The organism is Variovorax boronicumulans (genome assembly GCF_029892485.1).
GTDB lineage: Bacteria > Pseudomonadota > Gammaproteobacteria > Burkholderiales > Burkholderiaceae_C > Variovorax > Variovorax boronicumulans_B.
In genome coordinates this window covers 265,308-277,607 of the sequence record NZ_JARXVG010000008.1, presented here as the reverse complement: position 1 = coordinate 277,607, position 12,300 = coordinate 265,308, and the positions used below count along the sequence as shown (strand labels likewise).

12 protein-coding genes are annotated in these 12,300 nt (G+C 65.8%); 3 read left to right on the top strand and 9 right to left on the bottom strand.

Translation table 11 applies throughout. The annotated features are described in order from the left end of the window. Positions 1–112: 112 nt before the first annotated feature. From M2282_RS20220 to M2282_RS20185, 8 genes are all read right to left on the bottom strand, one after another. A complete protein-coding gene (locus M2282_RS20220; RefSeq protein WP_280810552.1) occupies positions 113–1,156 on the bottom strand; it encodes a dipeptide ABC transporter ATP-binding protein in 1,044 nt (347 codons plus the stop codon). Further along, positions 1,153–2,181 carry an ABC transporter ATP-binding protein gene (locus M2282_RS20215; protein WP_280810551.1) on the bottom strand — a complete coding sequence of 343 codons (1,029 nt, stop codon included), beginning with the start codon at positions 2,179–2,181 and terminating at the stop codon, positions 1,153–1,155. The genes M2282_RS20220 and M2282_RS20215 overlap by 4 nt, the downstream gene beginning before the upstream one ends. A 22-nt stretch (positions 2,182–2,203) precedes the next feature. Beyond that, positions 2,204–3,115 carry an ABC transporter permease subunit gene (locus M2282_RS20210; RefSeq protein WP_280810550.1) on the bottom strand — a complete coding sequence of 304 codons (912 nt, stop codon included), beginning with the start codon at positions 3,113–3,115 and terminating at the stop codon, positions 2,204–2,206. After that, a complete protein-coding gene (locus tag M2282_RS20205) occupies positions 3,115–4,119 on the bottom strand; it encodes an ABC transporter permease subunit (protein ID WP_280810549.1) in 1,005 nt (334 codons plus the stop codon). The genes M2282_RS20210 and M2282_RS20205 overlap by 1 nt, the downstream gene beginning before the upstream one ends. A gap of 51 nt (positions 4,120–4,170) precedes the next feature. After that, positions 4,171–5,850 carry a long-chain-fatty-acid--CoA ligase gene (locus M2282_RS20200; RefSeq protein ID WP_280810548.1) on the bottom strand — a complete coding sequence of 560 codons (1,680 nt, stop codon included), beginning with the start codon at positions 5,848–5,850 and terminating at the stop codon, positions 4,171–4,173. 111 nt (positions 5,851–5,961) lie between these two features. Beyond that, complete coding sequence (locus M2282_RS20195; protein ID WP_280810547.1) at positions 5,962–7,461, bottom strand: NAD(P)(+) transhydrogenase (Re/Si-specific) subunit beta; 1,500 nt, start codon at positions 7,459–7,461, stop codon at positions 5,962–5,964. Next, positions 7,458–7,790 (bottom strand): NAD(P) transhydrogenase subunit alpha, encoded by a 333-nt coding sequence (locus tag M2282_RS20190; protein ID WP_198787101.1) that lies wholly within the window; start codon positions 7,788–7,790, stop codon positions 7,458–7,460. The genes M2282_RS20195 and M2282_RS20190 overlap by 4 nt, the downstream gene beginning before the upstream one ends. A 24-nt stretch (positions 7,791–7,814) precedes the next feature. After that, positions 7,815–8,945, bottom strand: coding sequence for a Re/Si-specific NAD(P)(+) transhydrogenase subunit alpha (locus tag M2282_RS20185; protein WP_280810546.1), 1,131 nt, complete (start codon positions 8,943–8,945; stop codon positions 7,815–7,817). A gap of 430 nt (positions 8,946–9,375) precedes the next feature. Between M2282_RS20185 and M2282_RS20180 the strand changes: the two genes are divergently transcribed. The 3 genes from M2282_RS20180 (at position 9,376) to M2282_RS20170 (ending at position 11,156) form a co-directional block, all read left to right on the top strand. Next, positions 9,376–10,089: a response regulator transcription factor gene (locus M2282_RS20180; RefSeq protein WP_280810545.1), complete on the top strand. Its 714-nt coding sequence runs from the start codon at positions 9,376–9,378 to the stop codon at positions 10,087–10,089. Between the two features lie 125 nt (positions 10,090–10,214). Beyond that, positions 10,215–10,655: a DUF4019 domain-containing protein gene (locus tag M2282_RS20175; protein ID WP_280810544.1), complete on the top strand. Its 441-nt coding sequence runs from the start codon at positions 10,215–10,217 to the stop codon at positions 10,653–10,655. A gap of 6 nt (positions 10,656–10,661) precedes the next feature. After that, the gene (locus tag M2282_RS20170; RefSeq protein ID WP_280810543.1) at positions 10,662–11,156 is read left to right on the top strand and encodes an NUDIX hydrolase; all 495 of its coding nucleotides are present in this window, start codon (positions 10,662–10,664) and stop codon (positions 11,154–11,156) included. Here M2282_RS20170 and mnmA read toward each other — a convergent pair. Then, positions 11,146–12,246 carry a tRNA 2-thiouridine(34) synthase MnmA gene (gene mnmA / locus M2282_RS20165; RefSeq protein ID WP_280810542.1) on the bottom strand — a complete coding sequence of 367 codons (1,101 nt, stop codon included), beginning with the start codon at positions 12,244–12,246 and terminating at the stop codon, positions 11,146–11,148. The two genes, M2282_RS20170 and mnmA, sit on opposite strands and share 11 nt — an antisense overlap. Between the last annotated feature and the right edge of the window lie 54 nt (positions 12,247–12,300).

The following is a 12,300-nucleotide window of genomic DNA, read 5'->3' as shown; positions in this document are numbered from 1 at the left end:
CCCAATCAAGGCGCAAAGCGCAGCCATAGCTCGGGCTATGGCGAGCATTTGCAACGTGGAGTGGGGCCATTTGCGAGGGATGAGCGGTCATGTCGGATTGCCTTTCAGCCTCTCAGGGATTCGTCGCCATCGGAACGGCGAGCACGGGAACATCGGCACGCACGGGTGGCGCGCCATCGAGAAACTTCTCTGCGTAGTGGCAGGCCACCAGCCGCTCGTCGAGCGCGCGCAGCGGGGGCCGTTCTTCGCGGCAGCGTGGCTGCACATGCTGGCAGCGCGTGTTGAAGACGCAGCCCGTGGGCGGGTTCAACGGCGACGGCAGCTCGCCCTTCAACACGATGCGCTGGCTACTGAGGCCCGGTGTCGAGGCCAGCAGCGCCTGCGTATACGGATGCAGCGGACGCGCGAAGATGCGCCCCTTGGGGCCCTGCTCCACCGCATGGCCGAGGTACATCACGAGCACGTCGTGCGCGATGTGGCGCACCACGCCCAGGTCGTGCGAGATGAAAAGGTACGCAAGGCCCAGCTCGGCCTGCAGGTCCGCCAGCAGGTTCAGCACCTGTGCCTGGATCGACACGTCGAGCGCCGATACCGGCTCGTCGGCCACCAGCAGGCGCGGCGACAGCATGAGCGCACGCGCGATCGCGATGCGCTGGCGCTGGCCGCCCGAGAACATGTGCGGATAGCGGTTCGCGTACTCGGGGCGCAGGCCGACGCGGGCAAGCATTTCGCGCGCCTTGGCGGCACGCTCGGTCTTGCCCATCGTGGTGTTGATCGCCAGCGGATCTTCGAGCACGGCCGAGATCTTCTTGCGCGGATTGAGCGAGCCGTAGGGATTCTGGAACACCAGCTGCACGGCCTGGCGCAGCTCGCGTTTGCGCTCGGCCGGAGGGTTCACCGCATCGGCGCCCACGAGCGTGAGCTGCCCCGCCGTCGGCTTCTCGATCAGCGCGACCATGCGCGCGAGCGTGGACTTGCCGCAGCCCGATTCGCCGACCACCGCCAGCGTGCGGCCGCGCTCGAGGCGGAACGAGATGTCGCCCACCGCGCGCAGTTTGGCCGGCGCGCGGAACAGCCCGCGCCGCACGTCGTAGGTGCGCTGCAGATTGGCGGCCTCGACCACGATGTCGCCGGGCGCGCCTTTGTCGTTGTTCATGGCAGCGCCTCCGCCACGGGCAACTGCCGCGGCCGATCCTGCTCGATCGCCACGGCGCGGCCCGGCTCGCCGAGCGGGTAGTGGCAGCGCACCTCCGCGCCCTGGAACTCGCGCAACGCGGGACGCACATTGCAGGCGCGCGTGGTGACGTACCCGCAGCGCGGCGCGAACAGGCAGCCCGAGGGCCGGTCGTGCACGCCGGGCACCACGCCGCTGATGGTGGCCAGCCGCCCTTCGGGCGCGGCGCGCTCGGGCAGCGCCGCGAGCAGGGCCTCGGTGTAGGGGTGCTGCGGCGATGCGAAGAGCCGGTCGACGCGCTGGTGCTCCATCACCTGGCCCGCATACATCACGGCGATGCGCTGCGCCATTTCGCTCACCACGCCCATGTTGTGCGTGATCAGCACCAGCGCCATGCCGCGCTCCTTCTGCAGGTCGCGCAGCAGGTCGAGGATCTGCGCCTGGATGGTCACGTCGAGCGCGGTGGTCGGCTCGTCGGCGATCAGGAGGCGCGGGTTGCAGGCGATGGCCATCGCGATCATCACGCGCTGGTTCATGCCGCCCGAGAGCTGGTGCGGATAGCTGCCGAGGCGCGACGACGCGGCGGGAATGCCGACCTGCTCCAGCAGCTCGGTCGCACGCTTCTTCGCGGTGCGCTTGTCCAGGTTCAGGTGCAGGCGCAGCACTTCCATCAGCTGGAAACCGATGGTGAAGCAGGGGTTGAGGCTGGTGGTCGGCTCCTGGAAGATCATCGCGACCTCCTTGCCGACCAGCGAGCGGCGCGCCTTGTCGGAAATGCCGAGCAGGTCCTTGCCTGCAAAGCGCATGTGCTCCGCGCGCACGCGGCCCGGAAAACCGACCAGGCCCATGAGCGCCATCATCGTGACGCTCTTGCCCGAGCCCGATTCGCCGACGATGCCGAGCACCTCGCCTTCTTCGAGCGTGAGGCTCACGCCATCGACGGCATGCAGCACGCCGCCCTGTGTAGGAAATTCGACGTGCAGATCCTTGATGTCCAGCAAAGGCATCGTTTCTCTCCTTTGCGTTGATTCAGCGCTTGAGCTTCGGGTCCAGCGCATCGCGCAGACCGTCGCCCAGCAGATTGAAAGCCAGCACCGCCGCGAGGATCGCGAGACCCGGGAAGGTCACGACCCACCACGCGCGCAGCACGAACTCGCGCGCGTCGGCCAGCATGGTTCCCCACTCGGGCGATGGCGGCTGCGCACCGAGGCCGAGGAAGCCGAGCGCCGCCGCATCGAGGATGGCGGTGGAAATGCCGAGCGAGGCCTGCACGATCAGCGGCGCGGCGCAGTTGGGCAGCACCTCGCGGAACATCAGGCGCAGCGTGCCGGCGCCGCTCACGCGGGCGGCGGTCACGTAGTCGCGCGAGACCTCGGCAATGACGGCCGCGCGCGTGATGCGCACGTAATGCGGCAGCACCACGATGGCCACCGCAAGCATTGCGTTGACGAGCCCCGGGCCTAGGATGGCGACGATCACGATGGCGAGCAGGAGGCTCGGCAGCGTGAGCACGATGTCCATGAGCCGCATGATCGCGATCTCGAGCACGCCTCGGAAGAAGCCTGCGATGAGCCCGAGCACCACGCCCGCCACCACCGACAGCGCCACCACGGCGACGCCGATCGACAGCGAGAGCCGCGCGCCGTACATGAGGCGCGAAAGGATGTCGCGGCCGATGGCGTCGGTGCCCAGCACGTAGCTCCACGTTCCGCCCTGCTGCCATGCAGGCGGCTGCAGGAAGACGGCGCTGTTGGTCTCGTTGGGCGCATGCGGTGCGATCCACGGCGCGAACAGCGCCACGAGCAGCAGCACGACGATGGTGACGAGCCCGATGACCGCGCCACGGTTCGCCGAGAAGGCGGTCCAGAACTCGCGCCAGGGGCCGGGCGGCGCGGTGCTGGCGCCGGTCGTCGGAATGGTGGGGGTCGAAGTCGTGTTCATCAGCGTCGGATGCGGGGATTGATGACGCCGTAGGCCACGTCCACAAGAAGATTGACCAGCATCACGATGCCGCCCAGCAGCAGCATGCCGCCCTGCAGCACCGGATAGTCACGCCGGCCGATGGCCTCGATGAGCCACTTGCCGACACCGGGCCAGGAAAAAATCGTCTCGGTGAGGATCGCGCCGGTGAAGAGCACGCCCACCTGCAGCCCGATGACCGTGACGACCGGGATCAGCGCATTGCGCAGCGCATGCAGGCCCACCACGCGAAAACGCGAGAGGCCCTTGGCGCGCGCGGTGCGGATGTAGTCCTCGCCGAGCACTTCGAGCATGGCCGAGCGCGTCATGCGCGCGATCACCGCGAGCGGCACGGTACCCAGGACGATGGCCGGAAGAATCAGGTGGTGCAGCGCCGACCAGAAGGCATCTGTGTCGCCGGCGCGCAGGGAGTCGATCAGCAGGAACCCGGTTTCAGGCTCGATGAAATACTGCACCGCGATGCGCCCGGAAACGGGCGTCCATCCGAGCTGCACCGAAAAGAACAGGATCAGCAGCAAGCCCCACCAGAAGATCGGCATCGAATAGCCGGTGAGCGAGGTGGCCATCACGCCGTGGTCGAAGATGGAATTGCGCCGCACGGCCGCGAGGATGCCTGCGGGCAGGCCCAGCAGCAGCGCGAAAAGAATGGCGCAAACGCCGAGCTCGACGGTGGCCGGGAAGAGCGCGAGGAACTCGCTCATCACCGTGTCCTGCGTGATGATCGATTTGCCCAAGTCGCCATGCAGCACGCGGCCGATGTAGATGCCGTACTGCACGAGGATCGGCTTGTCGAAGCCGTAGGCGGTGCGCAGCTCGGCATGGCGCGCGGGATCGATCCCGCGTTCGCCGGCCATGGTTTCAATGGGATCGCCCGGCACCAGCCGGATGAGGAAGAAGGCCAGCAGCGTCATGCCGATGAAGGTCGGCACCAGCAGGCTCACGCGGGTCAATATGAATCTGAACATCGACCCGCGAATATGCAAGATCGATGCCGTGGCCCTACCCGGGCCGAACCCTTACTTCTTGGCGTCGCGCAATTCGCGGCGGAGGATTTTTCCGACGGGTGTTTTCGGGAGGTCCGTACGAAACTCCACGATTCGCGGCTGCTTGTAACCCGTAAGGTTTGCTCTGCAGTAGTCGCGCACCTGCGCCTCGGTGAGCGACTCGTCTTTCTTGACGATCACGAGCTTGACGGCCTCGCCGGTCTTGTCGTCGACCACGCCCACCGCCGCGCATTCGAGCACGCCCGGAATCTGTGCAACGACGTCTTCGATCTCGTTCGGGTACACGTTGAAGCCCGACACCAGGATCATGTCCTTCTTGCGGTCGACCACCTTGAAGTAGCCGCGCTCGTCGACCACGCCGATGTCGCCACTCTTGAAGTAACCGTCGGGCGTCATGACCTTGGCGGTTTCATCAGGGCGCTGCCAGTAACCGGCCATCACCTGCGGACCCTTGATGGCGATCTCGCCCGGCTGGCCCATCGGCACTTCGTTGCCGTCGTCGTCCAGGAGCTTGAGCCACGTGCCCGGCAGCGGCAGGCCGATGGTGCCGGTGTAGGCCTTGCTGTTGGTCGGGTTGCAGGTGGTCGAGGGCGAGGTCTCGGAAAGGCCGTAGCCCTCGCAGATCGGGCAACCCGTTTTCTCGAGCCAGAGCTTCGCGACCGCGGCCTGCACCGCCATGCCGCCGCCCACCGAGACCTTGAGGTTCTTCCAGTTGACGGTGTTGAAGTCGGGATGGTTCGCCAGGCCGTTGAAGAGCGTGTTGACCGCCGGGAAGCTGTGGATCGTGTGCTTCGAGAGCTCCTTCAGCACGCCCGCGAGGTCGCGCGGATTCGGGATCAGGATCAGCTTGCCGCCCGTGCGCATGTTCAGCATCATGCCGACCGTGAACGCGAAGATGTGATACAGCGGCAGCGCGCACACGCTGGTGGGCTGTTCGTTGGCCGGCACCTGCGCCATCACGGGCTCGTTCCAGGCCTCCGACTGCAGCACGTTGGCGATCACGTTGCGATGCAGCAGCACCGCACCCTTGGAGACGCCGGTGGTGCCGCCGGTGTACTGCAGCACGGCCACGTCGTCGGGGCCGATGGCAGGAGCCTGTAGCGTGCGGCCCGCGCCCTTCTCCAGCGCCTCGTTGAAGCGCACCGCGCCCGGCAGGTTGAAGTGCGGAACCATCTTCTTGACGTTGCGCACCACGTAGTTGACCAGCGCGCCCTTGAGGAAACCGAGGCGGTCGCCCATCGACGTGAGCACGATGTGCTTGATCGGCGTGGCCGCGATGCACTGCTGCAGCGTGGTGCCGAAGTTCTCCATGATGACGATCGCCTTGGCGCCCGAGTCCTTGAGCTGGTGCTCGAGCTCGCGCGGCGTGTAGAGCGGGTTCACGTTGACCAGGATCAGGCCCGCGCGAAGGATGGCCGCCACAGCGATCGGATACTGCGGGCAGTTGGGCATCATCGCGGCCACGCGGTCGCCCTTGACCAGGCCCAGGCCCTGCAGGTACGCGGCGAAGGCCTTGCTCTGCTTGTCGGTCTCGGCGTAGCTGATGTCCTTGCCCATGAAGCTGTAGGCGGTGCGGTCGGCGTACTTGGTGAAGCTCTCTTCCATGAGCCCGACCAGCGAGGAATAGTGCGAGGCGTCGATGTCGGCAGGCACGCCTTGCGGATAGCTGCTGAGCCAGGGGCGGTCGGTCATGGATGTGTCTCCTCCAGGTCTGAAAAACTTGCGGGTAACTGAAAACGAAAACGGCGCTCGAATGGCGCCGCGATGATCTGGCCCGCATTGGTGCGGGCCCGGATCGCCGGCCTATTCGATGGCCTTGCCCATATCTTCCACTACTTTCTTCGCATCCCCAAAGACCATCATGGTCTTGTCCATGTAGAAGAGTTCGTTGTCCAGGCCCGCATAGCCCGCGGCCATGGAGCGCTTGTTCACGATGACGGTCTTGGCCTTGTAGGCCTCCAGGATCGGCATGCCGTAGATGGGGCTGCCCTTGGTGTGCGCGGCCGGGTTCACCACGTCGTTGGCGCCCAGGATGATCGCCACGTCGGCTTGGCCGAACTCGCCGTTGATGTCTTCCATCTCGAACACCTGGTCGTAGGGCACCTCGGCCTCGGCCAGCAGCACGTTCATGTGGCCGGGCATGCGGCCCGCCACCGGATGGATCGCGTACTTGACGGTGATGCCCTTCTCGGTGAGCTTGGCGGCAAGCTCCTTCACCGCATGCTGGGCACGCGCCACGGCCAGGCCGTAGCCCGGCACGATCACCACGGTCTCGGCATTGCCGAGCACGAAGGCCGCGTCGTCGGCGCTGCCGGTCTTCACCGGGCGCTGCTCCTTGGCCGCGCCGCCGGTGGTGGCCGCTTCGCCGCCGAAGCCGCCCAGGATCACGTTGAAGAACGAGCGGTTCATCGCCTTGCACATGATGTAGCTCAGGATCGCGCCCGACGAGCCCACCAGCGAACCGGCCACGATCAGCATCGCGTTGTTCAGGCTGAAGCCGATGCCCGCGGCCGCCCAGCCCGAGTAGCTGTTGAGCATCGACACCACCACCGGCATGTCGGCGCCGCCGATCGGGATGATGATGAGCACGCCCATCACGAAGGCCAGCGCCAGCATCGCGAAGAACGCGGGCCAGCTTTCGGTGAACACGAACACCAGGCCCAGTGCCACGGTCAGGAGGCCCAGCACGAGGTTCAGCATGTGCTGGCCCGAGAACTGCACCGGCGCGCCCTGGAACAGGCGGAACTTGTACTTGCCCGAGAGCTTGCCGAAGGCGATGACCGAGCCGCTGAAGGTGATGGCGCCGATGGCCGCACCCAGGAACAGTTCGAGCCGGTTGCCCGCGGGAATGGCGTAGCGCACGAAGCCGTCGAGGATGACGGCGCCGTCCGGCGTCTGCGCGCCGATGAGCGCGGCCACGGGCGCGGCGGTGATGCCGAAGGCCCAGGGCTCGGCCACGGCGGCCACGCCGATGAAGACCGCGGCCAGGCCGATCATGCTGTGCATGAAGGCGACCAGCTCGGGCATCTTGGTCATCTCGACCTTGTTGGCCATGAAGGCCCCCAGGCCGCCGCCGACCACCACGGCCGCCAGCACCCATGCGAGGCCGGTGCCGAAGTCGACGTTGAGCGAGCGCGCCTGTCCGTGGATCAGCGCAACGGTCGTCAGCACGGCGATCGCCATGCCGGTCATGCCGAAGATGTTGCCGCGGATCGAGGTGGTGGGATGCGAGAGGCCCTTCAGGGCCTGGATGAAGCAGACGCTGGCAACCAGGTACAGCAGCGTGACGAGGTTCATGCTCACTTGGAAGCTCCCTCTTCAGCCTTGGGTGCGGCTGCTTTCTTTTCTTTCTTCTTGAACATCTCCAGCATCCGCCGCGTGACCAGGAAGCCGCCGAAGACGTTCACCGCGGCCAGGGCCACCGCGAGCACGCCCATGGTCTTGCCCAGCGGCGTGGTGGTGAGCGCGGCCGCGAGCATGGCGCCCACGATCACGATGGCCGAGATGGCATTGGTCACCGCCATCAGCGGCGTGTGCAGCGCGGGGGTCACGGTCCAGACCACGTGGTAGCCGACATAGATGGCCAGCACGAAGATGATCAGGTTGATGACTGTGTGGGAAACGGGATCCATGGGCTCTTCTCCTCGCGTGTTCGCTTATTTCTTCGTGACCTGGCCGTCTTGGGTGACGCGGCAGGCGGCGACGATGTCGTCTTCGAGGTCGATCTTGAGCGCACCTTCCTTCGTGACGATGAGCTTGAGGAAGTCGAGCACGTTGCGCGCATAGAGCGCCGACGCGTCGGCCGCCACGAGCGCCGCGAGGTTGGTCTCGCCGACGATGGTCACGCCGTGCTTGACCACCGTCTTGTCGGCTTCCGACAGCGGACAGTTGCCGCCCACGCCATCGGCGCCCTTGCCGGCGGCGATGTCCACGATCACCGAGCCGGGCTTCATGGACTTGACCATGTCCTCGGTGATGAGCGTCGGCGCGGCGCGGCCGGGGATGAGTGCGGTGCTGATGACGATGTCGGCCAGCGCCACGCGCTTGGCGACCTCGACCTGCTGGCGCGCGAGCCAGCTCGCGGGCATCGGCTTGGCGTAGCCGCCGACACCGACAGCGGCTTCCTTTTCTTCATCGGTGTCGTAGGAGACCTCGATGAACTTGCCGCCCAGCGATTCGATCTGCTCCTTGACGCTCGGGCGAACGTCGGAGGCTTCGATGACGGCGCCCAGGCGCTTGGCCGTGGCGATCGCCTGCAGGCCCGCCACGCCGACGCCCAGGATGACGACGCGTGCGGCCTTCACGGTGCCGGCTGCCGTCATGAGCATCGGGAAGAAGCGCTGGTAGCGGTCGGCCGCGATCATCACGGCCTTGTAGCCGGCAATGTTGGCTTGAGAGGAGAGCACGTCCATGCTCTGGGCGCGGGTGGTGCGCGGCGCGGCTTCGAGGGCGAAGCCCGTGACGCCGGCCGACGCCAGTCGCTGCAGGCCGGTGGCATCGAAGGGATTGAGCATGCCGATGACGACGGCGCCGGCCTTCATCAGTCCAGCTTCGGCGTCACTGGGCGTGCGCACCTTGAGCACCATGTCGGCGGAGAACGCGCCCGCCTGGTCCGTGATTTCCGCGCCGGCGGTCTGGTAAGCCGCATCGGTGACGCTGGCTGCGACGCCGGCTCCCGACTGAATACGAACGATATGCCCGGAAGCGACCAGTTTCTTCACCGTTTCAGGTGTGACGGCCACTCGGGTTTCGCCAGCCGCGGTTTCGGCAGGCACGCCTATCAGCATAGAGATCTCCTCAGGGGGAAGGGGCAGCACGGAATGCGGGCAGAGCTTACAGCAAGATTACAAATGCTCGTGTCGCAAGAATGTCGAAGCGAATTTGCTTGCCAAGCCCCATGCGTGCTATCGGTGCAGCTATCTAATTTATAGCGGCTTGGGGTATTTGCCGGTCGGAGCCGGCAGTCTCGCCGGAAAGACCGGATCACCTTCTTGACCCTGATCAAGAAGCCAAGGATCTGCGTGCATACGTAAACGATGGTTTTTTCCAATGACCATTTGTATACAACTGTCGCCAATTTTGCTTAGCAAACGTTTGGAAAAGCGCAACTTGCGTGCAATAGTTGCAAACTCTATTTTTTACCTTAGACGCAGATAGATACACTTCCGGGCAATCGTCTGCTCTCTGAGGCCGGCGAAAGGGAGGAAAGGGGATGGAATGCGAATTGCCGTACTGGACAACGGGCCCGAACAGCTCAAGCTGATCAACCACACCATGGCGGGACTCGGACACGAGTCCCACCTGTACACCGAAGGAAAAACACTGCTGCAGTCCCTGCGCAGGCAAACCTTCGACCTGCTGATCCTCGATTGGAGCCTGCCGGACATCAAGGGGCTCGACGTGGTGAAGGCCATCCGGCACGACCTCAAGAGCCGCTTGCCCATTCTTTTCGTGACCGACAGGTGCGACGAAGCCGACATGGTCGAGGGCCTCAACAGCGGTGCCGACGACTTCATGGCCAAGCCCATCCGGGCGGGCGAACTCGAGGCCCGCGTCACCGCGCTGCTGCGCCGCTCCTATCCCGCAAAACACGAAGCCGAACTGGTCTTCGGCCCTTACCACTTCTATCCGCCTTCGCGCCTCCTGAAGGTACGGGGCAAGCCGGTCGAGTTGAAAAACCGCGAGTACGAACTGGCGCTGTTCCTGTTCCAGAACCTCGGACGGCTGCTCTCGCGCGAGCACCTGCACGAGGCGGTGTGGGGGCTGGGCGTCGAGGCGCTCTCGCGCTCGCTCGACACCCATGTGTCGCGCCTGCGAACCAAGCTCGACCTTCGCCCCGCGAACGGTTTCCTGCTGCTGGCCATCTACGGCCTGGGCTACCGGCTCGAAACGATCGAAGCGAACACCCTGCCCGCAGCCGCATCTCGATAGCGCTCGGCGCGCATGGGCGCACGGGCGTACGGGCGCGCCCATTGCGCCAACCCGGTCGGGGCCGGGAATCTCCGCGGAGCTACAGTCTCCAACGGCGTTCGATCCCCGAAACAAGGAATGAGACGATGAACCGCATGACCCGGCTGCTGCTCGCCGCCGTGCTGCTCTGGAGCAGCTTCACCGGCCTGGCGGCCGCACAGGACATCGTCGAGCCCGGCGACATGGTGCGCGGCGGCATGCAGGCGATCCAGATGATCGACCAAGGCAAGGCAGACGAACTCTGGGACGGCGCCACGCCGGCCACCCGCAAGCGCGTGACCCGCGCCGACTTCACAGGCCAGGTCGCCAAGAGCCGCGCATCACTCGGCGCGCCGCAGCAGCGCACCTGGGTGTCGGTCAACCGCCAGGTCGTGGCCGACGCCGATGCGGACACCGCCGGCCAGTACGTCAGCATCGAATACGAGACCCGCTTCGCCAACAAGCCCGATGGCACGCTGCGCGAACTCGTGAGCTTTCACCTTGACCGCGACCGCACCTGGCGCTTCAGCGGCTACGTGCTGCGCTAGCCGGCCATGGCAAAACGCTGGAAGCCCAATGTCACCGTGGCCGCGGTGATCGAGCAGGACGGCCGCTTGCTGCTGGTCGAGGAGCACACCCCCGACGGCCTCATGCTCAACACGCCCGCGGGCCATCTGGACCCCGGGGAATCACCGGCCGAAGGCTGCATCCGCGAGACGCTCGAAGAAACCGCCCATCACTTCACGCCGACCGCGCTCATCGGCATCTACATGGCGCGTTCCCGCCCGCAAGCCGAGCGGGGAGAAGACGTGACCTACATGCGCTTTGCCTTTACCGGCGTGCTCGGCGCCAGGGAGGAAGGCCGGGCGCTCGACGAAGGCATCGTGCGCACGCTGTGGATGACGCCCGACGAGATCCGCGCCAGCGTGGTGCGGCATCGCAGCCCGTTGCTGCTGCAGTGCGTCGACGACTACCTGGCCGGCCAGCGCCATCCGCTCGACCTGATCCATGTCGACGAATCGGTGAAGACCCCGCCGGTCAAACGATGACGCCGCCCCCGAGGCAGCGTTCGCCGTCGTAAAGCACGGCCGACTGCCCGGGCGTCACCGCCCACTGCGGCTGTCCGAAGCGAAGGCTGAACGCGCCATTGGCACCGTCGGAAAGTTCGCAGCCCGCGTCGGCCTGCCGGTAGCGCGCCTTCGAGCCGTAGCTGCCCGCCGCGGGCGCCTCGCCCGACACCCAGCTCGCATCGTCCGCCTTCAATTCGGACGACAGCAGCCAGGGATGGTCGTGCCCCTGCACCACCCAGAGCGTGTTCTTCTCGACGTCCTTGCGCGCCACGAACCAGGGCGAATGGTCGCCCGATCCGCGCTGCGCGCCCTTGTCCTTGACGCCGCCGATGCCCAGCCCCTGCCGCTGGCCCAGCGTGTAGAAGCTCAGGCCCTGATGCTCGCCGAGCTTGCGGCCGCGGTCGTCTTTGATCGGACCCGGCTCCTTGGAGATGTAGCGGTTGAGAAAGTCGCGGAACGGCCGCTCGCCGATGAAGCAGATGCCGGTCGAGTCTTTCTTCTTCGCGTTGGGCAGCCCGATTTCCTCGGCGATGCGGCGCACCTCGGTCTTGTGCAGTTCGCCGACCGGGAACAGCGTCTTCGACAGCTGCGCCTGGTTCAGGCGGTGCAGGAAGTAGCTCTGGTCCTTGGAGGGGTCTAGCCCCTTGAGCAGCTCGTGCTTGCCAGTAACTTCGTTCAACCGCACCCGCGCGTAATGGCCCGTGGCGATCTTCTCGGCGCCCAGGCGCATCGCATGGTCAAGAAAAGCCTTGAACTTGATCTCGGCATTGCACAGCACATCGGGGTTGGGGGTTCGGCCGGCCTTGTATTCGCGCAGGAACTCGGCGAACACGCGGTCCTTGTAGTCGGCCGCGAAGTTGACGTGCTCGATCTCGATGCCCAGCACGTCGGCCACGCTGGCGGCGTCGATGAAGTCGATGTTCGACGAGCAGTATTCGCTGTCGTCATCGTCTTCCCAGTTCTTCATGAAGATGCCGACCACCTCGTGCCCCTGCTGCTTGAGCAGGTGCGCGGTCACGGCGGAGTCCACCCCGCCGCTCAGTCCGACCACGATCCGTTGCTTTGCCATAAGCCCGCCATTGTCCCAGCCCCGGGGTAGCGGCTTCCGGCGTGGGGGAAATGC